Source organism: Streptomyces sp. A2-16, from assembly GCF_018128905.1.
In the GTDB taxonomy this organism is placed as follows: Bacteria; Actinomycetota; Actinomycetes; order Streptomycetales; family Streptomycetaceae; genus Streptomyces.
In genome coordinates this window covers 4,146,184-4,166,319 of the sequence record NZ_CP063808.1, presented here as the reverse complement: position 1 = coordinate 4,166,319, position 20,136 = coordinate 4,146,184, and the positions used below count along the sequence as shown (strand labels likewise).

Annotated in this window: 20 protein-coding genes; 8 read left to right on the top strand and 12 right to left on the bottom strand. The window is 69.8% G+C overall.

All coding sequences use genetic code 11. The annotated features are described in order from the left end of the window. Positions 1–373 precede the first annotated feature (373 nt). From IOD14_RS18760 to IOD14_RS18745, 4 genes are read right to left on the bottom strand one after another with little or no spacing between them, the layout of a single operon-like run. Positions 374–1,288 carry a hypothetical protein gene (locus IOD14_RS18760; RefSeq protein ID WP_212670830.1) on the bottom strand — a complete coding sequence of 305 codons (915 nt, stop codon included), beginning with the start codon at positions 1,286–1,288 and terminating at the stop codon, positions 374–376. 50 nt (positions 1,289–1,338) lie between these two features. Next, positions 1,339–1,539 carry a DUF1427 family protein gene (locus tag IOD14_RS18755; protein ID WP_212670829.1) on the bottom strand — a complete coding sequence of 67 codons (201 nt, stop codon included), beginning with the start codon at positions 1,537–1,539 and terminating at the stop codon, positions 1,339–1,341. Continuing rightward, positions 1,536–1,688: a DUF1427 family protein gene (locus IOD14_RS18750; RefSeq protein ID WP_123993334.1), complete on the bottom strand. Its 153-nt coding sequence runs from the start codon at positions 1,686–1,688 to the stop codon at positions 1,536–1,538. The genes IOD14_RS18755 and IOD14_RS18750 overlap by 4 nt, the downstream gene beginning before the upstream one ends. A 4-nt stretch (positions 1,689–1,692) precedes the next feature. Next, positions 1,693–3,408, bottom strand: a complete 1,716-nt coding sequence (locus IOD14_RS18745) for a CocE/NonD family hydrolase (protein ID WP_123993335.1) — start codon at positions 3,406–3,408, stop codon at positions 1,693–1,695. Between the two features lie 98 nt (positions 3,409–3,506). Here IOD14_RS18745 and IOD14_RS18740 point away from each other — a divergent pair, with 98 nt between their 5' ends. After that, positions 3,507–4,124, top strand: a complete 618-nt coding sequence (locus IOD14_RS18740) for a TetR/AcrR family transcriptional regulator (protein ID WP_123993336.1) — start codon at positions 3,507–3,509, stop codon at positions 4,122–4,124. 167 nt (positions 4,125–4,291) lie between these two features. Here the strand turns inward: IOD14_RS18740 and IOD14_RS18735 are convergent, their stop codons facing one another. Beyond that, positions 4,292–4,750: an Lrp/AsnC family transcriptional regulator gene (locus IOD14_RS18735; protein WP_212670828.1), complete on the bottom strand. Its 459-nt coding sequence runs from the start codon at positions 4,748–4,750 to the stop codon at positions 4,292–4,294. A gap of 143 nt (positions 4,751–4,893) precedes the next feature. On the opposite strand from IOD14_RS18735, the gene IOD14_RS18730 reads away from it, so the two are divergent. Continuing rightward, positions 4,894–5,832: an EamA family transporter gene (locus IOD14_RS18730; protein WP_123993337.1), complete on the top strand. Its 939-nt coding sequence runs from the start codon at positions 4,894–4,896 to the stop codon at positions 5,830–5,832. Between the two features lie 1,000 nt (positions 5,833–6,832). On the opposite strand, the gene IOD14_RS18725 is transcribed toward IOD14_RS18730, so the two are convergent. The 3 genes from IOD14_RS18725 to IOD14_RS18715 form a co-directional block, all read right to left on the bottom strand. Next, entirely contained in the window at positions 6,833–8,431 is a 1,599-nt protein-coding gene (locus IOD14_RS18725) for an alpha/beta hydrolase (RefSeq protein ID WP_123993339.1), read from the bottom strand. Then, positions 8,428–9,651 (bottom strand): serine hydrolase domain-containing protein, encoded by a 1,224-nt coding sequence (locus IOD14_RS18720; RefSeq protein ID WP_212670827.1) that lies wholly within the window; start codon positions 9,649–9,651, stop codon positions 8,428–8,430. Before IOD14_RS18720 ends, IOD14_RS18725 begins: the two co-directional genes overlap by 4 nt. A gap of 207 nt (positions 9,652–9,858) precedes the next feature. Beyond that, positions 9,859–12,477, bottom strand: a complete 2,619-nt coding sequence (locus IOD14_RS18715) for an RICIN domain-containing protein (RefSeq protein ID WP_212670826.1) — start codon at positions 12,475–12,477, stop codon at positions 9,859–9,861. A 210-nt stretch (positions 12,478–12,687) separates the two neighbouring features. On the opposite strand from IOD14_RS18715, the gene IOD14_RS18710 reads away from it, so the two are divergent. Beyond that, positions 12,688–12,912, top strand: a complete 225-nt coding sequence (locus tag IOD14_RS18710; protein ID WP_212670825.1) for a hypothetical protein — start codon at positions 12,688–12,690, stop codon at positions 12,910–12,912. Between the two features lie 99 nt (positions 12,913–13,011). Here the strand turns inward: IOD14_RS18710 and IOD14_RS18705 are convergent, their stop codons facing one another. From IOD14_RS18705 to IOD14_RS18695, 3 genes are all read right to left on the bottom strand, one after another. Next, positions 13,012–13,731, bottom strand: a complete 720-nt coding sequence (locus IOD14_RS18705; protein ID WP_123993341.1) for an HAD family hydrolase — start codon at positions 13,729–13,731, stop codon at positions 13,012–13,014. 143 nt (positions 13,732–13,874) lie between these two features. Then, positions 13,875–14,270, bottom strand: coding sequence for a GNAT family N-acetyltransferase (locus IOD14_RS18700; RefSeq protein ID WP_212670824.1), 396 nt, complete (start codon positions 14,268–14,270; stop codon positions 13,875–13,877). Between the two features lie 115 nt (positions 14,271–14,385). Further along, positions 14,386–14,793 carry an NUDIX domain-containing protein gene (locus IOD14_RS18695; protein ID WP_212670823.1) on the bottom strand — a complete coding sequence of 136 codons (408 nt, stop codon included), beginning with the start codon at positions 14,791–14,793 and terminating at the stop codon, positions 14,386–14,388. A gap of 192 nt (positions 14,794–14,985) precedes the next feature. On the opposite strand from IOD14_RS18695, the gene IOD14_RS18690 reads away from it, so the two are divergent. Both IOD14_RS18690 and IOD14_RS18685 read left to right on the top strand, forming a co-directional pair. Further along, complete coding sequence (locus IOD14_RS18690; RefSeq protein WP_212670822.1) at positions 14,986–16,002, top strand: DUF4232 domain-containing protein; 1,017 nt, start codon at positions 14,986–14,988, stop codon at positions 16,000–16,002. Positions 16,003–16,016: 14 nt separating this feature from the next. After that, complete coding sequence (locus tag IOD14_RS18685; RefSeq protein ID WP_148095004.1) at positions 16,017–16,562, top strand: hypothetical protein; 546 nt, start codon at positions 16,017–16,019, stop codon at positions 16,560–16,562. A 42-nt stretch (positions 16,563–16,604) separates the two neighbouring features. Here the strand turns inward: IOD14_RS18685 and IOD14_RS18680 are convergent, their stop codons facing one another. After that, a complete protein-coding gene (locus IOD14_RS18680) occupies positions 16,605–17,141 on the bottom strand; it encodes a TetR/AcrR family transcriptional regulator (protein ID WP_123993346.1) in 537 nt (178 codons plus the stop codon). Positions 17,142–17,216: 75 nt separating this feature from the next. Here IOD14_RS18680 and IOD14_RS18675 point away from each other — a divergent pair, with 75 nt between their 5' ends. From IOD14_RS18675 to IOD14_RS18665, 3 genes are read left to right on the top strand one after another with little or no spacing between them, the layout of a single operon-like run. After that, positions 17,217–18,266 carry an aldo/keto reductase gene (locus IOD14_RS18675; RefSeq protein ID WP_123993347.1) on the top strand — a complete coding sequence of 350 codons (1,050 nt, stop codon included), beginning with the start codon at positions 17,217–17,219 and terminating at the stop codon, positions 18,264–18,266. Further along, complete coding sequence (locus IOD14_RS18670) at positions 18,263–18,982, top strand: DUF998 domain-containing protein (RefSeq protein WP_212670821.1); 720 nt, start codon at positions 18,263–18,265, stop codon at positions 18,980–18,982. The genes IOD14_RS18675 and IOD14_RS18670 overlap by 4 nt, the downstream gene beginning before the upstream one ends. 10 nt (positions 18,983–18,992) lie before the next feature. Then, a complete protein-coding gene (locus IOD14_RS18665) occupies positions 18,993–20,015 on the top strand; it encodes an aldehyde reductase (RefSeq protein ID WP_123993349.1) in 1,023 nt (340 codons plus the stop codon). Positions 20,016–20,136: the final 121 nt, after the last annotated feature.

Here is a 20,136-nt window from a genome sequence, read left to right as displayed (position 1 = left end):
CACAGTCGGAGGCCGCACGCCGCCACCGCCGCTACGCCATGGTCGACACCAGCACAGGCCACGCGGCACTCTGGCGTCCCCCATTTCTGGCAGCACCCTCAGAGACCGGCCCCTAGAAAGCGGATCCAGCCAACGGTCGCAACTCACATGCTGTGAGCTGGCCTCGCGCCTGCGGGGGAGACTGTCCGCATGGCCCTCAAGAAAGCAGAAACCCTCTCTGACCGGCGGGAATGACGACTGCTGAGGCCCCTGTCTCGTCACCGGCAGAGGCAATTTCCATCAGGCCGGGGCGGTACTGCTGGTCGCAACGGCCGCAAATCCGATGTGCAGGCGGGCCCGACAGCCGGTAGCGGTCCGCCGCGCCGCGATCGGGTCAGGGGGTCCCGTTGAATTCTTCGTGGAGGTGCGGCAGGAACGAGGCGAGGTGATTCATCTCAGCACCGCAGTGATAAAGCAGATCCTGGCCGAACGTCGGCCCCAGCGCCTTCTTGCCCAGACGCGGCAGTGCGGAGTCGCCCAGCTTCCGGGCGGTCTTTCCCCTCAGAAGTGCTGCTCCCCGGCCGGGTACGGAATGGTGGGGCAGGTCGAGGACTTGCGGGTCACTGAGGAAGAAACGGCTGCGCATTTCGGCGCCGTCGGTGGTGGGGCGGACCTGGTGAATGAGCCAGCCCTGGGCGACGGGGTACTGGCTGAGTCCGACCCGGGCGCAGATGACGGCGTGGCCGGGGCCGGGTTCGTCGAAGCCGAGGCGGGTGGGGTCGGTGAAGCGGATGGCGAGCCGATGGAGAAAGCCTCCGACGTACTCGTCGACGTAGGAGACGTTGTCGATGTAGCGCTGGCGGTCGGTCAGGGTGCGGTCGGCACTGCGGTCCTCGCCCAGGGCGGAGAACTGGTGGGCGTCGGGGTACCAGAGTTTGTAGCGGGCCGTCTCGGTGGAGTGCCAGCCGAACCACCAGTCCCACATCTCTGCGGTGACGCCGGGCATGTCGGTGAGGACGGAGACCATGACGCCGCCAGGGACGCGGGTCCAGCCGGTCTCCATCTTGTGGTAGCCGGGGCGGGACATGATGCGGGCCGCTTCGTCGACGTCGTAGGCGTATTCGGTCGGAGCCATGCCCGCGCCGATGACGTCCCGGACGTGGTTCTGGACGGGCAGGGTCTCGCGGCGGAAGTACTTGGCGTACGGTTTGGCTTCCTCGTCCTGGCGGTAGCCGAGGTAGCGCGCTTCCTGCCCGTAGCTGTCGGGGAAGCGGGCTCTGTCGGCGTCCGTGGGGCTGTACTGGATCATGGACGCTTCCTTGGGCAGAGGGGGAGACCACGGGTGGGTTCTGGAGTCTGTTACTGCTGATGGTCGCCGTGGTGGCGGACGCGGCCGAGGATTGCCCGGGTGGCGTGTTCGCCCAGGAGGATGCCGAGCAGCCCGATCAGGGCGGCCCACGGCGGGGCCGGCGAGGCGACGCCCATCAGTTGGTAGAGGGCTCCGGCCAGCAGCCCGACGAGGCCCGATGCCGCGTAGCGCCGCGCTTCTGGCGCCGTCATCGCAGCGCGCCCAGGAGCGTGTGGCCCAAGAGCATGCCCGCGAGGCCGGCAAGGCCGTACAGGGGCGGGGCCGGGGAGCGCACGCGCAGCAGTGCGTACACCACCCCGACCAGGACGCCTGCGGCAAGGGCCTCAAGATAGGGGGCCATTTCGTCAGGAGCCTGTCTGCTGCGGGGCGCCACCGCTCGGGGACGTCGCGGTGATGACGGGGAGGCGGAGCACGGCGTCGTGTCCGGCGCCGGTGTGGAAGATGTGCTCGGCCGTGTTGTTCAGGAAGTCGTGTCCGTTGACGAGGTGTTCGGCGGGCCAGCGGTAGATGTCGGCGCCCGCGATGGTCAGGCGCAGGATTTCCCCCGGCTGGAAGTGCGCGGTGATCGGCCAGATCTCGATATCGAGGCGCACGGGCCCGTTCTCGGGCAGGGGCAGGTCGCGGCGGTGGGCCTGGACGGGCCGCTCGGGGGTGGACAGATCAGGGTCGAGTTCGCGGCGGCTGGCACGCATCCACCCGTAGGCAAGAGGTCCGTCGTCGAGGTAGGCGACCAGCGGGTAGCAGACACGGTTCCCGTCGGTGTCGATCTTGTCGAGGGTGACGAAGACATCCATGTCGGCGGCGCCCGGGGATTCCGCCCAGAGAGTGAGGGAGACGGGGCCGGCCAGATCGGTGGTCTCGTCGAAGGTGAGGTCGAAGACGCTCCTTTGATCCCCTGCGTGCCGGTAGGGCTCAGTGGGTGACTTGGTGGGGTCGTATCCGGTCGTGGCCGCCCGGGAGGGGGTAGCGGGGAGCAGCCGGCCGGTCAGTGCGTCAAGGTGGTACGGGCGGTGGCGTACGCCTGCCGGGGGCCAGACGGTCTCGGCGCGGACGGGCCCGGTCTCCGCGCGGTCGCGGTACTCGACGCGGACGGGCGGCCAGGAGCTGAGGTCGTTGTCGATGCCTTTGAGGAAGTGGTCGAAGAACGTGCGCTGACGTTCGACGTTCCGCGGCGTGTAGTAGTAGCGCCACTCCTTGCGGCCGTGGACGTCCAGCCACTTCTGCGCGGAGCCCGTACGACGGTACGCCTCCAGGGTGCCGCGGGTGTGTGTTCCGTGGTTGCCCGTCGAGCAAACGAAGAACGCCGGAACCTCGATCTTCTCCAGTTGGAAGGCCCGGCTGGCCCAGTACTCGTCCAGCAGGGGGTGCGCGAGCAGCCCGCTGAAGACGTCCTCGATCCTGCCGCGGCCGTAGCCGGTCAGCTCGCCGGTGAGATGTCCGGAGAACTGGGTTTCCAGGATGCCGCCCTGGAACATCGACTCTCGGTAGACGTCGCTGATCCCTTCGGACGGGTTGATCGCGGCGAGGTGAGGCGGCCGGGTGGCGGCGACGGTGTACTGGGTCATGGCCAGGTAGGACACGCCGCTCATGCCGACCTTGCCGTTGCTCCAGGGCTGCGTTCCGGCCCATTCGACCAGGTCGTGCCCGTCCTCGGCTTCCTGCGGACTGAGATAGGTGGCGTCGCCTTCCGACCACCACGTGCCGCGCGGGTCGGCGTAGACCACCGCGTACCCGTGACCGACCCAGTACGACGCCACCGGCGCCTCGAAGCGGGTGCCTTCCGGCAGGGGAGGCTCGATGTCCGCGCCGGCCGCCAGGATCGGCGGGAAGCCGTTGTGCTTCCCGTACGGGCCGTACGCCAGCAGGACGGGCACATCGGCTCCGCCTTCGGGCCGGTATACGTCGACATACAGGACAGTGCCGTCCCGCATCTCCACCGCGACGTCCCGCTCGCACCGCATGCCGTCCTCCACCCAGGCCGCCGGGCGGAATCCCGGATAACCGCCTGCCTGCGGCGGCTTGGCCGGGGTGAAGAAGTCCTGGTCGGGTACGGCCTCCACGACAACCTCCAATTAGAGCGCCTGCTCCAGTTTCAATTGACATTAGAGTAACCCCTCTGGTTTGGGACTGTCACGAGGCGCGACAAGGAGAGACCGCGATGACGGAGCAGCAGGACGGGATGCGGCGGCCCCAGCAGGCGCGCAGCCAGGACTCGACAGCGAAGGTGCTCGATGCCGCGCTGCAGATCCTGAGCAGTCAGGGACCCAAAGCGCTGACCATCGCTGCCGTCAGCAAGGCATCGGGGGTGTCGAACGGGGCCATCTACCATCGATTCGTCGACCGCCGGAACCTTCTCGTGGCAGCCCAGGACCGCTTCCTGGCCCAGATCGAGCACGCCTGGCTCTCGCGCACCGCGCCGGCCTGGAATGTCGATGACCGCACAACTCTGCTGCACCGCCTGGTCGACGCGTTTGTCGATGTCTTCTCCGAGAACCGGCTGGTCTTCCAAGCGTTCATGCTCAGCGGCTACGACGACCCCGATCTGCGCGCCCGCGGCGCGGCGAGCACGAGGCGGGCCGCGGAGGAGTTCAGCGCCTTGCTGGCGGAGCGTTTCGGGACCAGTCCGGAAGCCGCTGACACGGCGTACCGGATTCTGTGGGGGCAGGCCGTCTCCACAGCACTGTTTGCCGACGACGAGGTCACCGCGCTCACGGTCAGCGAACAGAGCCGGCGCGGGCACCTGGTGCACGCCCTCCAGGCGGTCCTGGGGGTATGACTTGCTCTTGGTGCCTGCCCCAGCGGTGAACCCTCGGCAGATCCCCGACCGGCACCGAGCCAGCCACCGATGGCCCACCGCCACCTCGCTCGTCGCGTACGGACTGACACCCGCGGCCACGAATTCCTCTGTGGGTCAAGGCACAGCGAGCTCGGCTGCTACGGATATCAGTCGGATGTGGTGGGTGGAGGTACAGGGGCCCATGCCTTGGGTGAGGAAAGCACGAAGGACGTCGCCGGTTTGCCGAGCTCGTTGAGCTGATCGATCAACGGCTCCAGTGCTCCGATCTCGTGCGCGACCACGCGCAGGATGTGGTCGTCGGTGCCGGTGACGCGGTGATCTTCAAGAATGTGCGGTGCAGCTCGGGCAATGTGGGCGGTCTGGTGAGACTGGCGGACGCCTGTGGTGGACAGCACGACGAAGGCCTGGACGGGCCAGCCCGCCTTGGCCGGGTCGATTCGGGCGCCATAGCCGGTGATCACCTGAAGGCTCTCCAGGCGCCGGACCCGAGCGGCCACAGCCGGTGGGCTGAGTCCCACTCTCCGCGCGAGCTCCCGGAAACCCAGCCGGGCGTCTTCCTGCAGCAGCCCGAGCAGCTGCCAGTCCATGGTGTCCAGATTCGCCATGCTGCGATAGCAGCCTATGACTTGACGTTTGGCAAGTTCTTCGCGGCTGTATCGACGCGATATGCATTCCAATCCCGGAATCCCCTTGCGTACGGTCTCGACGTGCCTCATCCGGGCACGCCCTTCGATCTCGTGGAGAACTGATGAGCCGCCGTGGTCTGTGGCTGTTCCTGATCACGTCCGTACTGTGGGGAGTCCCCTACCTACTGATCAGCGTGGCACTGAAAAGCATGGGCCCGTTCAGCGTCGTAGCGGGGCGCGTTGCCTTGGGGGCGCTGGTATTGCTGCCAGTGGCCTGGCGACGCGGACTGCCCCGTCTGCTGCGCGAGCGATGGCGTCCGCTGCTGCTGCTCGCCGTGGTGGAGGTCGCAGTGCCGTTCACGCTCATCGCGTGGGGTGAGCACACCGTTTCGTCGGGGCTCACCGGGGTGCTGATCGCCACCGAGCCGCTGTTCATCCTGGCCCTGGGCGTGTTCCGGGGAAATCGTGAGCGATTGGCGCGAGGGGCCTGGGGCGGGGTACTGCTCGGCTTCCTGGGTGTCGTTGTCCTGCTCGGCGTGGCGGACGCAGGCGCTGGTGCCGTGCTGGTGCTCGCCGGCGCTGCCTGTTACGCGGGCGGTGCGGTACTGATGCATCGGCTCTTCCCCGATGTTCCACCGCTGACCGTCAGTGCGGGCATGCTGACGTTGGCCGCCGGTCCGTTGCTCGCAATAGCCGCATTCTTCGAACCGGTTCCCCACGTCACAGCCCAGGCCTCCTTCGCGGTACTCGGCCTGGGAGTGGCCTGCACCGCCGGCGGCTTCACAGCGTTCTTCGCTCTGATCGCCACCGAGGGCCCGGCACGAGCCGCATTCATCACCTACGTCGCGCCGATCGTTGCCGTAGCCTCCGGCGTGCTCCTGCTTTCTGAGCCGGTCACCTCTCGCACGATCGCCGGCATCGTGCTGATCCTGGCTGGTGCCGCATTGGCCGCTCGTCGTCCCCACAACGACACCCACGCAGCCGATACTGCTGAGGCACAACCCTTCCACACCGACATCACGACAGTGGCCGCGAATGAACAGACCGGTCACGTGCGGTGATGCAGTCATGTAGTGGCGGGTGTGCGAGGGCGGCTTTGCCGCACGCCGTCACAGGCAAGCGGTGTCGTCACAGCTGGGGTCTACCCCTGGGAGGTGGACGATGGCGCCGTGGCGCAGACGCTTCCAAGAGTGAGGTCCCGGATGTCGTCCTCGTACAGGGGCAGGGTGCGGCCCAGGTCCGTGTCCTCCTGCCGAAGTCGGTGCAGGTTCGCCTCCGTCCGTTCGCTGGTCTTCGTCGGGTGTCGCGGGCTGGCCGGGCCGTGAGACGCGGAGTCGGAAGTGGGTGTCAATCAGCTCCTTGTAGTGGCAGTGGAACGTGGCCTGCGGGATGCCGAGGTGGCGTTCGACCGGGGTGATGGTTGGCCGGCGTCCGGTGACGGCGGGCCTCGACGGTATCGGTGTCGGGCAGAGCGGGTTTCACGTCGTGGTCTCCGGGGCGTGCAGGGAAAGGCAGGAGGCCGTTTCGCAGCCTTGTTCTTCGAGGCGGTGGCGTACGTAGGGGGCGAGGCGATCGCCGTTGGCCGAGAGCGGTGTCCAGGGCAGCGAGGTGGCCGACGATGGCGTCGCGGTCGGCGGGGGGGGAGCACGGCGTTAGGGCAGGCCAGCAGCTGGCAGTCGGCCATGGCCGGTGTGTCGGCAGGGCCGGGGAGCGTACGGCACAGGGCGCGGTCGGGGTTGTGGACGCAGGCGAGGAAGGCTCCTGGTTACAGGTGGGAGTCGTGGCGGGCGATGATCCGGCGCAGCCGGGCCTCGTCGGTGACGACCTGGCCGTCGAAGACAGCATGGTGAGCGAACGCAGCGAGTCGGGCTTCGGCCTCCGCGCCCGCCGGACCGGGCCGTGCAGAAGGTCGGGTGACAGGACGGGCGAGGTTGGGCGGGGCACGCTGGGCCAGGCTGAAGTTGGGCAGGATGCGGCGGGTGAAGATCTGCCAGGTTGCGCCGTGAGTGCACCCGCCGTCCCGTGATCGACATGGCGCCGGACAATAGCCCGCGGACAGGCTCAACAGCGCATGACCGAAGAGGAACGGGCGCCGGAGGGGCGCGCGTCGAACGTGAGATCCATGGCCGGCAGGCGGCCGGTGGCGAGGTAGGCGTTGACCGTGGCGTCGACGCACGGTGAACCGTAGACGCCGTAGACCGCGTGCTGGTCGGCGCCGCGCAGGGTGACCAGGCGGGAGGAGGGCCACATCCGGCGCACCGCGGTGGCACCCTCGTAGGTGGAGCGCGGATCTCCTGTGGCGTTGACGAGGAGGGCCGGGAGGTCGTCCCTGATGGCCGTCGGGCGTTCGCGAGGCGGGTCCCAGAAGGCACACGGGTTGAGGTTGTTCGTGACGGGCCCGAACAACGCGTCGCGCACGCGGGCCCGTTGCACGTCGCGCCAGTACACTTCCGGGTCCCTCGGGGCGGCCGTGTCGCCGCACAGGATCGAGGTCTGGACGCTGCCGTAGTGCGAGTCGCTGCCGGTCAGCATGAACTCGAGGACCTCGGCGAGCCGAGGAGAAGGGGTGACCTGTCGCCCCTGCGCCGCCCGCAGCAGGTCCTGGACCCCCTGGGCGAAGTCCCCGTAGGCGCTGTCGTTGTCCTGCGAGAGGCCGTTGAACACGACGAGGGGAACGACGTGCTCGTCCACCCGGTACGTCCCGAGCCGCAGGGGCGTGCGGGCGGCGGCGGCCTGGATGCGGTCCACGGTCGCCAGCACCGCCCCGCCGGTGCGGCCCAGGCCGTAGGTCGCGTCACGGGCGGCGGCCCACGAGGCCCAGTCCGTCAGCGCGTGACGGTTGGCCTTCTCGCTGCCGCGCAGCAGCCGGGGACCGTAGCGGTCCGGGTCGACGACACCGTCCAGGACGACCCGCTCGACGCGGCGGGGGAACAGCGTGGTGTACACCTCGCCCAGGTAACTGCCGTACGAGTAGCCCAGGTAGGAGATCCGCCGCTCACCGAGCGCGGCACGGATCACGTCCATGTCGCGTGCCGTGTTGCGGGTGCTGACGTACGGCAGCACGTCACCCTCGTGCCGTCGGCAGCGCTGCGCGAGGTCCTGGGCGAAGGCCGTCATGCGGTCGAACCCCGCGCGGTCGACACCCGCGCCACGGATCGCGGAGCCGGTCGGCCAGTGGCAGTCCAGCGGGGTGCTCCGGCCGACGAAGCGGGGATCCACGCCCACCACGTCGTAGCGTGCGGCGACGTCCTTCATCGCGTCGCGGACCCACGGCGGGTCACCGAGCGTCTGCCCGCCGGGGCCGCCGCCGTTGAGCAGCAGCGGGCCGACACGGTGGGCGGTGTCGGTGGCGCGGATCCTGGAGATCGCGACGGTGATCGTGCGGCCGTCGGGGTCGCCGTAGTCCAACGGCACGCGCACGTCGGCGCATTGGGCGCCCGCCTGTTCGAGCTCCTTGCCGGTCGCGTCGTCGGGGCCGCGCACGCAGCTCTTCCAGTCGAGGCGCTGATGGTGGAAGCGCGCGAGGGGGTCGGAGGCGGCCTGGGCCGGGACAGCGGTGGCGGGTAACGCGGTGAGGGCGAGAGCGGTGGCGGCCACGCCCAGGGCGGCTTTTCGCGCCGTTGCCGAAGCGCCGTGCGGCGCGGGAGTCGAGCGGATCACTGGTGGTTCCCTTCGATCGGTGGTGTGGCACGGGAAGGCGGGTCTTCGCAGAAGGCGGTCCCGACGAGGTCGAGGAAGTCCTGTTCGGCCTGGAGCGTGGCCGGTACCTCGTTGAGCGCGACGGCCACACTCCGCCCACCCGGCCCCACCGCGGTCAGCGCCCGGTGCCCTCCGGGCACGGTTCCCGCGTGGCCCCACCACAGGCCGCCGCAGCGCAGCGGGGAGGTGATCAGGCCGAGCCCGTAGCGGGCGCCGGGCCAGAGGCGGTCGGGGTCGGCGGCCACCGTGCGCCGCATGTCGGCCAGTTGGTCCGCGGGCAACAGCCGGCCGCCGAACAGCGCGGTGACGAACCGGGTCAGGTCGGCTGGTGTGGAGACGAGTGCGCCACCGACTCCGCCGAAGGTCGTGTTCCATGCGGTGCCGTCCGCGAGGCGGCCGTCCTCGGACGCGAAGTAACTGCGCGAGTGCCGTCCGCGGATGCGGGTGTCGTCCCCGGGCCAGTAGGTGTCGCGCAGCCCGAGGGGCCGGATCACGCGACGGGTGATCTCCGCCTCCGGCGCATGTCCCGTGACCTCGCGGATGATCATTCCCGCGAGGAGGTAGTTGGTGGTGGCGTAGTGCCAGGAGCCGCTCGGGCGGGGCAGGTCGAGGGCGCGGGTGACGAGTTCGCGCGGCTCGAAGTGGCGGTACCGGAGGCGTTCGGGGTGCTCCCACTCGGGGGCCTCGAGGTAGTCGGGCAGTCCGCTGGTGTGCCGCAGCAGCTGCCGTACGGTGATGCGGCGGCCGTCGTATCCGTTGTGCCGGACGAGACCCGGCAGGTAGCGGTCGACGGGCTCGTCGAGCGAGATCCGGTGCTCGGCGGCGAGTTGGAGCACGACGGTCGCGGTGAACGTCTTGGTGACACTGCCCGCCCGTAATCGGTCGGTGACGTTCATGGGGCGGCCCGTGCTCAGGTCGGCCGTCCCGACACTCGCGGCCCAACTCCCGCAGGGCAATCCTTCGTTGGGGTCGGTGATCAGGACTGCGGCTCCGGTGATCCGGTCGCGATCGGTCAGGGTGCGCAGTGCCTGGCGCAGGTCGCCGTGCGGTGCGCACACGGACTGCTGCCGGGCCGGGGGCGGTTGTGCGGCAGCCGGGGCGACGGGCAGGACGAGGGCGGCCAACAGGGCCGCCGTTCCTGCGCGTCCGACCGGCCTCGAGGTGAGGAGGGAGATAGCCATGCGCCACAACGCTAGGCAGGCGCCACGCCGAGGTCACTCGGGCTGGCGGCCCATTCGCGGGTGGGGACAGCCACAGGGCGGACCCTGTGGCACACCCCCGCACTGGCCGGCATCGGGGCCGGGGTTCGGTGTGCGGGCCACGGCGGTCGACCCGACCGGGGCGGGGCCGCGGGTTCGGTGAACCTGCGGCCCCGCCCCGGTGTCGGGTCAGGACGGGTCGCCGTACTGGAGTCCGCGTCCGTTGGTGCCGACGTAGACGCGGCCGAAGGTGTCGGGGTCGCCGGTGACGATGCCGAGGCCGACGAAGTTGCCCCACTGGTGGGCGTCGTCGTTGACACGGAGCCAGGTGGCGCCCTTGTCGGTGGAACGGAAGACCCCGGTGACGTTCTTGACGGTGCCGATCAGGTACAGGGCCTGGTAGCCGGTGCCCGGCTTGGCCTTGCCGAACCCGAGGGCGGAGGCGGACTGCACCGAGCTGAGGGTGGTGAAGGTGCGCCCGCCGTCGGTGGAGTGCGACAGCCCCTTGCCGCCGCCGGCGATCCACAGGTCCCCGCCTATGCCGGGGACGGCCACGAGCCGGCCGTCGGGCAGGCCGGCGGCGCGGGCCGTGAAGGTGGCACCGCCGTCGGTGCTGGTGTAGAGGGTGCCGCCGGACAGGGAGTAGAAGGTCCGGGCCGCCGAGCGGTCGGCGACGACCACGGCGTCGGTGCCCAGGCCGGCGACTCTCGACCAACTCGCCCCCTGGTCGGTCGAGCGGTACGGGGCCTGGCCGGACTCGGTCCACACGATGGTGGAGCCGTCCGCCGCGAGCGCGATGCGGCCGCTGTCGGCGCTGCCCACCGGTTCCGCCGTGAAGCCCTGCCAGCTGCGGCCGCCGTCGGTGGACCAGGCGCCGTCCTGCGCGCCGCCACGACCGACCCGGACCATCATCGAGGGCTTGGACTGGGCGAAGTCGATGTCGCTGCTGTTGCTCATCAGCGGGTTCTTCAGCCGTCCGGCGGGCACCTTGGTCAGGGAGTCATGGCGGAAACCGCCCTGGTCGCCCATGGCGGTGATGACGGTGGCACCACCGGGCGGGGCGATCGCGTCCGCCAGCGCGGTCTCCTCCAGTCCCCGGGCGCCCGCGGTCCAGTGGCTGGTGCCGCCGGAGTCGGTGGCGGTGGCGTCCTTGCTGCGCCAGATGCCGTTGCCGGTGCCGTACAGCACGTGCCCGGAGTTGAAGGGGTCGATGGACAGGGCGGTCATCCAGTGCCCGATGCCGGTACCGACGTAAGGGGCGGCGGAGGCGTTCCGCACCGACTTGGCGGCGAGCGCCTTCCAGGTCGTGCCGCCGTCGGTGCTGCGGTACAGCTCGTCCTCGGGCCACCAGCGGTCGAGGGTCGTGACCATCACCGTGGAGGGCTTGCGCGGGTCGACGGCCAGACCGGAGAACCCGTAACCGCCCTGGGAAGGGGAGACGTTCTTCCAGGTGCTCCGCGAGGGCGTGTACTTCCACACCGAGCCCGCTGTCACGTCGTTGGGTCCGAGGGCGTTGGTGTACGTCAGGTACAGCGAACCGTCGCCGGACACCACACCGTGCTGGGGCAGTTGACCGGTGGGCTGCCCGGGGAGAGCCTGCCAGGTGCCGCCGCCGTCGGTGGAGCGGTACAGCGAGGTGGACTTGTCGTTGACGCCGACGTAGACCGTCCTGCTCCCGGCCGGGCCGTACGTCACGAAGGAGATGCCCCCGCCGCTGCTCGCACCGTCCTTGACCGGGAACGAGGAGACCTGTGTCCACGTCACGCCGTAGTCGGTGCTGCGCCACAGGCCGTTCTTGCGGGTGCCCAGCAGCAGGGTGTCGTGGTCGGCGGGGTCGACGACCAGGCGTTCACCCGCGCCGCGGCCCGGCTCGTTGGCACCCAGCTTGAAGGGCAGGTTCGTGCGCTTGAAGGTGCGGCCCCGGTCGGTGGACCGCAGGATCGCGCCGTTGCCCGCCCACTCGTTGGTGTAGGTCCCGGCACCGAGGTAGAGACGCTTGGGGTCGACGGGGTCGGTGGCCAGCGAGTCGATGCCCAGCAGGTTCCAGTCCTTGTCGCCGAACCGGTCGGTCAGCGGGATCCACTGCTCGGCAGCGGTGTCCCAGCGGTAGGCGCCGCCCATGTCGGTGCGCGCGAACAGCAGTCCCTTCTCACGCGGGTTGAACACCAGCCCGGTGACGTAACCACCGCCCACCACCTGGGCGTTCTTCCACACATAGGGTCCGGCCGCCTGAGTCGCGGCCGCTTTGACCAGCTTCCACTGCTGGTTGGTGCCGCTCTTGGCCGGATTCTGGACGATGGCCGCACCCTCGGCGGTGGAACCTCCGGCGACCTCCAGGACCTGGCCACTTCTGCGGGAGATGAAGGTGACGGCTTCGGAGCCGCTCACCTCCTTGATCCTCCATTGCTGGGAGGTGGTGGAGCTGTCGGTCCGCTGCTCGGCCGGGGCACCCTTGGCGGTCGAACTGCCCGCTATTCCCAGCACCTTGCCGCTGCTGCGGTTGACCAGCTCGTAGTAGCCGTCCGTGGTGGGCTTCAGCTTCCACTGCTGGTTGGCGGTCTTCTGGTCGGTCCACTGCTGGATGCGGGTGCCGTCGGCGACGGAGTACCCGTTGACGTCGAGCACTTTGCCGCTGCGTACGGAGACGAGCCGGTACCAGGCGCTCCGGTCGACCATCGCCGCCTGCGAGTCCTGCTGTGTGAACAGGAAGTACGGCACGACGGCGGCCGGCACGCCGAGCAGCAGACCGGTGGCGGTCCAGCGACGGCGGTGACGCCCGCGGCGCCCGCCGTTCGTGGGGTTGTTCATGGGAAGGACGTTCTCCTTGCGAGCTGTTGACCAGCGGAACCCGGATCCAGGCACTGCGGTGACCGGATCCGACTCCTTGTGGTCACAGGTCCCTCAAAGGGTTGCCTTGTGTCGCGAATTCCGTGGTTCACGGACTCGTCCGCCCTGACGGAGCCGCGCGGGCCCGTATTCGCCGGCTGACCAGGCGGTGCCAGCTCCTACGATCGGCCGGTGACCGAAACTCCGACGCACTGGACCGTGCGTCATTTCTCGCAAGCCAATCCCGCCGGCCCCGGCTGCGACAGCGTTCCGTCCCTGTTGCGGCGACTGGCGGATTCCGTCGAGGCGTTGGGGCCCGCCGAGATCCAGGACGTGGTGATCTCGTCGGAGATGACCGAGCACGGCCCCTGGTGGTCGGGGACCGTCTACTTCCATCTGCCTCAGGACGAGCACTGATTCCGGCTTTCACGGGCGTGCGCCGGATCACGACGGGCGCGACGGTGGCCGTGCCGAAGGGCTCCCTTCGTCGCCGTCATGTTCGTCGTGGCCGAGCCCCTACGACGAATCCCGGTTCGTGTCGCCGCCCGGCTGATCCAGTAGTGCCGGTACCTCGCTCAGCGACGACACGGACGGACCGGCCCAGTCGTCCTCGCGGGTGTGGGCGTCGTTGTCGGCCCAGTCCGTGGCCCGGAGCAGGAACGCTCGCATGCCGCAGCGGGACGCGCCGGTGAGTTCGTGTCCTCCCCCGTCGCCGATGTACAGGCACTCCTGCGCAGTGGCGTCGAGATGGTGCGCGATCAGACGGAAGAGCTCCGGGTCGGGTTTGCGCCGCCCCTCCTCGCAGGAGAGCACCCGCGCATCGACCAGATCTGCCACCGGCAGCCGCGGCCAGGTCTCGGCCAGCTCCGCGGTGCAGTCACTCAGCACGCCCACGCGCATTCCCCGCGCACGCAGTTCGCTCAGTGCCGGGACGGCGTCCTCGCGCAGGACGAAGAGCTCGCGTTGAGCCGTCAGTCGCGCGCTGCAGGCAGCGGCGAGGGCTTCGTCGCTCGGCTCGACTCCGCAGCGCCGCGCAAGCGTGCGGAAGGTCGCCGTCAGATCGCCCAGGCTTCCGGTGGCCCGTTCGGGAAACGAGGTGTCCAAGGCCGCGCGCCAGGTGCGCGCGGGGATGCCGAGGGGAGCCGCGCTCCGAGCGGCATGCTCATCCCAGACATGCGCCGGCGTGCTGGGAGTCAGGGTCCCGAAGAAGTCGAAGATGACTGCGGTGATCGGCATGGCCTGGACCCTAGCGCTCGCGGTGCGCTTGACGATCTCCAAAGTCAGAGCGAGCAGTCGGCTGATCGGCCGTCAGGAGAGCCCGCCGGCGCCACGGCGTGCCTTGGCACGGCCGGTCCGGGTACGGGAGCGACCCCACGGTGTCACAGCGCGATCAGCCCGGCTGTCGTCGCCTTGAAGCCGCAGGCGTCGAAGTAGAACGGACTGAGATGTTCCTCGAAGTCGACATGGAGCCACTCGCATCCGGCGGCACGGGCTTCATGGGCCGCGGTGGCCACCAGCGCGGCTCCGACACCTTTGGCCCGGCGGTCCTGTGCGACCACCGTGTCCAGGATGAAGGCGTGAACTCCGCCGTCCCAGACGACATTGACGAAGCCGACCAGCGAGTCGTCCTCCCGGGCGCAGACCCAGCCCAGGCTGTGGCGCTCCAGTCTTGCTCGCCAGTCGGTCCGAGCGACCGGGTGGTCGAAGCCGTCGGCGTGCAGCGCGTTGAGGGCGGCGTTGTCGACGTCGCCCCGCCACTCGTACGTGATCGTCACGGCTCGATCGTAGTGTCCGGGTGCCTTGTCGACGGCTCGGCATCGGCGGGGCTACGGGGATCGCCGCACAACCACGGTTGCCTGCCCCTTCGTTGCCCGGCCCATCGTCTCGCCCTCAGAGGAGTCGACCCGAAGCGTGAAGCGCGTCGAACACCATCTGGTCCACGGGCGAGACCCGCGCGCGGTCGCCGTAGCCGAACCAGTCCGACTCCTCGACCTCTCTTGAGGCGAGCAACGGGCCGGTGTGGTCGGCGGTGTAACAGATCATCCGGAACTCGGGGCGTCCGTCATGCTCCCTCCGCGTCTCGAAGGTGCCCACGTGCTCCATGGTGGAGGTGTCGACCCGGGTCCGGAGTTCTTCGTCGATCTCGCGCGCCAGGGTCTCGGCATCGGACTCGCCCGGCTCGCGCTTGCCGCCCGGGAAGTAGAAGACGTCCAGACCGTGGTTCCGCGTCACCAGCACCCGCCCTTCACGCAGCAGAACCCAGGCCACCTTCTCCGGGACCATCTCGACCTCTCCCATGCCCGGAAAGTACCCATCCCGCGGACTCGTTGATGCCTCGACGCTGCCGGATGCGCCGGCCGCCCGGTCTTCGCGTCCCGGAGGCCGTCCGGTCTGGCATCCTGCGGTTCCCCTGTGGTCTGTGACACCGCTGTGACCGGAGGTGTGGGTTCCGTCACAGCCCTTGCACGTGGCCCCTGGTGAGGTGGGCGGATGCCGACCGTCTCCCGCACCGCACCCACCGTCCTCGCCGCGGCTCTGCTGCTCGCCGCCTGTGGCACCCAGAGCGCGTCGCCGGGCGATGGGGACGGCAACGCCCCTGTCCGGGCAAGGGCGTTGTGCCCGGAGGACCAGGTGCCGTACGGCGGTACGCCGCGCTCCGAACCGTCCCCTCGCTCCACCGGCACACCCGCCGCACTGCCTCTGCCCTCCCTCGGCCGTACGACCGAGGACGGCGTCAAGATCACCGCGTTGTACGCCTGGGGCCCCGACAGCGGGTGCGCGGGTGTCGACTACAGCGCGGACTTCGAGCTCACCAACCAGCAGACGGAGAAGGCCGCTTACACCCTCACCTTCGGGTTCCTCTCGGCGTCCGGAGGCGCGGTCGACAACAGGGAGCGGACCGTCGAGACGGTCGGACCCGGACAGACCGTCAAGGGAACCGTCGTCATGACGGAGACGGCCGAGAACGCGCCCACGGTGACGGGCGTGCAGGTGACCAAGGTGCGCAGCGTCCCCGCAGTCGAGAGGTCGTCCGTCTCGGGAACGTGCCCGAAGTCGGGCGTGCGTCTCTACGCCGACCAGGGGGACGCGGCCATGGGGCTGCGCGTCGTCGGCCTGTACCTGGTCAACTGCGGTGCACGACCGTATCGACTCAACGGCTACCCGAAGCTCGAACTCGAGAACGCGGACCACGAGACCGTGCACGGCGTACGGATCCTGCGGGGCACCGAGGGGATCAGTACCGGGCTCGGAGGGGACAGCGCCCCGCGACCGGTGGTGCTGGGGCCGGGTGAGGCCGCGGTGACGTCGCTGGCCTGGCGCAACACCACTCAGGCCGGCGAAGCGGTGAACGCGCCGTACGTCCGCGTGTGGGCCACACCCACGGCCGATCCGGTGACGGTCGTACCGGAGCTCGATCTCGGGACGACCGGAAAGCTCGGTGTCGGCCCGTGGCGCAAGGACGAGACGTACCGGGGCTCCGCCACCACTCCCGCCGCCCGTCCTTGATGACGCTCCCAGCCGTGATCGCGTGCGCGTTCGCCGTGTTCCTGCTCGTGCACCCGCGGATCGCGCCCGGGATCAAGGTCATGCTCTTCACCGCTCCCCCGGTGGCCGGGGTCGCCTGGCTCCTGGTCGAGGTGTTCGGGCGGCAGCTCACCGCGGCGGTCGTCGTCGCGGTGTTCGTGGTGGTCCTGGTCGCGCTGATCGGGCTCCTCGGTCACCCTCGTCTGCCGATCTGGACGAAGGTGATCGTGTTCGTCTCGGTTCCCGTCGCGGCGATGGCGTGGCTGCTGGTCGTGACGGCGGACGACACGCTCAAGGATCCCGGCGAGGATCCGTGTTCCATGTACTACGGAGGGGTCGGCGTCTCGAAGGCCTTTCCCCCGCAGGCGTACTGCCGCTACGACGACGGCAGCACCCACGACCTCGCGTCCGGTGCCCAGTTCGTGTTCTGGAGCTGCTTCGTCGTCAGTCTGGCCCTGCTGTCGATCGGGCTGTGGCAGGTCGTGCGGGACCCGAGGACCTTCGTACGGCAGTTCCGGTTGCAGCTGACGGAGAGACAGTAGGACGGCCGGCAGGGCCTTTCGAACGCCGATGGGCGCGGAGTGCTACCGGTGGGCGCGGAGTCCGTCGAGGACGAGCGCGAGCATCCGGGGCGCCCGGTCCTCGGGAGTGGTCGCCGCCCGCCAGAGCGCACCGGTGAGCTGGAGGAAGTCGCCGGGATCGGCGTCCTCACGAATGCTGCCGTCCTTCTTGCCCGCGTCCAGCAGTTCCGTGATCGCGGCGACGACGGGTCCGTAGCTCTGCTCGCTGATCGCCTGGTGGGCGCCGGGGCTGAGTGCGTCGCCCAGGCCGTGCTTCCTGCGCATCGCCTCGACGAGGTCGATCGTCCACTGACGGAGTGCTTCGAGTGGCGGCAGCTCGGCCAGCAGGTCGGGGACGGTGCCGATGATGCGGACCACCTCGTCCTGGTAGACGGCCAGGACCAGCGCCTCACGGGTGGGGAAGTTGCGGTACAGGGTGCCCGCGCCGACGCCGGCGCGCTGGGCGACCTGGTTCATCGAGACACCGCCGTCCTCGGCGAACGCCTCGCGGGCGGCCGCGAGGATGCGTGCCCTGTTCTCTCGGGCGTCTGAACGGACCACGGGACCTCACCTTGATAAGTGGAGAGTTCTCCACTACGTTATTCGGAGAGCTCTCCACATACTCTAAGGAGCGTCATGCAATACATCAAGCTCGGCACGACCGGCCTCGACGTGTCCCCCGTCGCGATCGGCGCGATGACCTACGGCGAGCCCGACCGCGGGCACCCCGTCTGGTCCAGGGGCGAGGAGGACGCGCGCCCCCTCATCCGGCACGCGGTCGAGGCGGGGATCAACTTCTTCGACACCGCGAACATGTACTCCAACGGCTCCAGCGAGGAGATCCTCGGCCGCGCGCTCAAGGACTTCGCCGACCGGGACGCCGTGGTGATCGCCACCAAGCTGCGCCATCCGATGCGCCTGGGACCGAACGGACGGGGGCTGTCCCGCAAGGCGATCATGACCGAGGTCGACCATTCACTGCGCCGCCTGGGCACCGACTACATCGACCTCTACCAGATCCACCGCAACGACCACGCCACTCCTTGGGAGGAGACCCTCGAGGCACTCAGCGACCTCGTGAAGGCCGGCAAGGTCCGTTACCTCGGCGCCTCGTCCATGCACGCGTGGGAGTTCGCCAAGGCCCTGCACCTGCAGAAGGCGAACGGCTGGGCGCGGTTCGTGTCGATGCAGGACCACTACAACCTCCTCGCCCGTGAGGAGGAGCGCGAGATGATCCCGCTGTGCCTGGACGAGGGAGTCGGCACCGTCATCTGGTCGCCGCTGGCCCGCGGCCGCCTCGCCCGCGCGTGGGACGACGCCCGTTCGACTGCGCGCTCCGAGACGGACGGGTCCTACGCCGACCTGCTCTACTCACCGGCGCAGGAGGCGTCCAACCGCGCGATCATCGACGCGGTCGGGCAGGTGGCCGACGCGCACGGTGTCAGCCGCGCACAGGTCGCGCTGGCCTGGCTGCGCCGCCAACCGGTCGTCACCGCCCCGCTGGTCGGCGCCGGCTCGATCCAGCAGATCGACGAGGCCGTCGCCTCCCTCGACGTCGAGCTCACCGACGACGAGGTGCGCGCCCTGGAGGCTCCGTACACCCCCCGCTACGACTGGCAGGGCGTCTCGGACGAAGCCGAGTTGGAGGCCATCCGCCGGCGCGTCCCCGGAATGGCCCTCGCATGACGCCGATCGTCCGCTCCGGGGCCGCCGCCCGCACCGGAGCCCTGCTCATCCTCCTCGGCCCGCTCGTGTCCTGGCTCGCCGAGTTCGTCACCGCCGCCGCCTGGCAGGACCCGCCGTACGCGCCGCTCCACGACTGGGTCAGCCACCTCGGCCTGACCGGCCCGAAACAGACCGCCTTCGGACAGGTCGCCCATTCACCCCTCGGCGCCGTCATGGACACCGGTTGGGTGATCTACGGCGTCCTCCTGATCGCCGGCACGTTCCTCGTGTTCGACCCGCGCAAGGGCGCCCGCCCGACCGTCATCGTGATCCTCGCCGCCCTCGCCGGAACCGGGGTCTCGCTCGTCGGCATCTTCCAGGGCTCCAACGCCAACGTCGAGAACGGCCTGATCGCGTTCCACACCCTCGGCGCGCAGAGCGTCATGGTCACCGGCAACCTCATGGCGATCGCCGTCGGGCTCGGCGGAGCCCGGATCGGACTCGGGAGGGGCCGGTCGATCACCAGCATCGCGCTCGGCACCTTCGGACTGCTGGCGTTCCCGCTCTTCATGGCCGACGTGCTCACCGGCTGGATGTGGAACGTCGGCATGTTCGAACGCGCCGTGATCTACCCGATCATGATCGGCCACGCCCTTCTCGGAAGCGGCTTGGCCGCTGCCCGGCGGCGGCCCGTGACACACCCGCCCACCCCCCTCGACGTACGCGTCGCGAGCTGAGGAGACACGCATGAAACGAGTTCTGGTCACCGGAGGAACAGGATTCATCGGGAGCTGGTGCATCCTTGCCCTGCTGGACGCGGGGCACCCGGTCCGCACCACCGTACGCGACCTGCGGCGCGAGCCGGAGCTGCGCTCCTGGCTGCACGCGGCCGCACCGTTCGACGACGACCGCCTCACCGTCGTGCGAGCCGACCTCGAAAAGCCCGACGGCTGGGACGACGCCGTCGCCGACTGCGAGTACGTCCTTCACGTCGCCTCGCCGACCCTGCGGCATGTGCCGGCCCATGACGACGAGTTGGTGGTACCCGCCCGGGAGGGCGTCCTGCGGGTGCTGCGCGCCGCCCGTGACGCCGGTGTGCGCCGGGTAGTTCTGACCAGCGCCTTCGGCGCCATCGGGATCGGGCACCCGGAGCGTTCGACCCCGTTCACCGAGGAGGACTGGACCGACGTCGACAGCGACATCCCGCCCTATCAACGGTCCAAGACGCTCGCCGAGCGCGCCGCCTGGGAGTTCGTCGAGGACGAAGGAGGTGGTCTGGAGATGGCCGCGGTTCATCCCGTGGGGGTCCTGGGACCCGTGCTCGGCGCCGACGACCCGCCGTCGCTGCGTCTGGTGCGCAGGATGCTCGAAGGGCGGGTCCCCGCGTGCCCTCCCTTCGGGATGGGGTACGTCGATGTCCGCGACGTCGCCGATCTGCACCTGCGCGCGATGACCGATCCGGCAGCCGACGGAGAACGCTTCCTCGCCATCGCCGGGCACAGCATCCGCCTCGTCGACATGGCACGCATCCTGCGCGACCGCCTGGGCGAGCGCGCCGCGAAGGCCCCGACCAGGGAACTGCCCGTATGGCTGACGCGCGCCCTGGGCACCGTGAACCCGGAACTGCGCCTTCTCAGGCACCAGCTCGGCCGGGACCTCGACGCCACGAGCGCCAAGGCGGAGCGGCTCCTCGGTTGGCGGGCCCGTCCCATCGAGGACACCATCGCGGACACCGCCGAGAGCCTCCTCGCCCACGGCATCGGGACCTGAGCGGCCATCGGCCGACCGGGGCGGCACGCCTCTAGCACTGCGGTTGGGCCACGGGTTTCGCCGAGTCCGACGGAGACGGCGGGACCGCCCGCCTGCGCGGCGGAGAGGTCCCTCGGCCCAG

Excerpts from the sequence above, each read along its gene's own strand:
- IOD14_RS18740 (WP_123993336.1), top strand. The coding sequence starts at position 3,507 with ATGACGGAGCAGCAGGACGGGATGCGGCGGCCCCAGCAGGCGCGCAGC.
- IOD14_RS18730 (WP_123993337.1), top strand. The coding sequence starts at position 4,894 with ATGAGCCGCCGTGGTCTGTGGCTGTTCCTGATCACGTCCGTACTGTGG.
- IOD14_RS18715 (WP_212670826.1), bottom strand. The coding sequence starts at position 12,477 with ATGAACAACCCCACGAACGGCGGGCGCCGCGGGCGTCACCGCCGTCGC.
- IOD14_RS18705 (WP_123993341.1), bottom strand. The coding sequence starts at position 13,731 with ATGCCGATCACCGCAGTCATCTTCGACTTCTTCGGGACCCTGACTCCC.
- IOD14_RS18755 (WP_212670829.1), bottom strand. The coding sequence starts at position 1,539 with ATGACGGCGCCAGAAGCGCGGCGCTACGCGGCATCGGGCCTCGTCGGG.
- IOD14_RS18750 (WP_123993334.1), bottom strand. The coding sequence starts at position 1,688 with ATGGCCCCCTATCTTGAGGCCCTTGCCGCAGGCGTCCTGGTCGGGGTG.
- IOD14_RS18735 (WP_212670828.1), bottom strand. The coding sequence starts at position 4,750 with ATGGCGAATCTGGACACCATGGACTGGCAGCTGCTCGGGCTGCTGCAG.
- IOD14_RS18665 (WP_123993349.1), top strand. The coding sequence starts at position 18,993 with ATGAAACGAGTTCTGGTCACCGGAGGAACAGGATTCATCGGGAGCTGG.
- IOD14_RS18675 (WP_123993347.1), top strand. The coding sequence starts at position 17,217 with ATGCAATACATCAAGCTCGGCACGACCGGCCTCGACGTGTCCCCCGTC.
- IOD14_RS18670 (WP_212670821.1), top strand. The coding sequence starts at position 18,263 with ATGACGCCGATCGTCCGCTCCGGGGCCGCCGCCCGCACCGGAGCCCTG.
- IOD14_RS18720 (WP_212670827.1), bottom strand. The coding sequence starts at position 9,651 with ATGGCTATCTCCCTCCTCACCTCGAGGCCGGTCGGACGCGCAGGAACG.
- IOD14_RS18760 (WP_212670830.1), bottom strand. The coding sequence starts at position 1,288 with ATGATCCAGTACAGCCCCACGGACGCCGACAGAGCCCGCTTCCCCGAC.
- IOD14_RS18695 (WP_212670823.1), bottom strand. The coding sequence starts at position 14,793 with ATGGGAGAGGTCGAGATGGTCCCGGAGAAGGTGGCCTGGGTTCTGCTG.
- IOD14_RS18690 (WP_212670822.1), top strand. The coding sequence starts at position 14,986 with ATGCCGACCGTCTCCCGCACCGCACCCACCGTCCTCGCCGCGGCTCTG.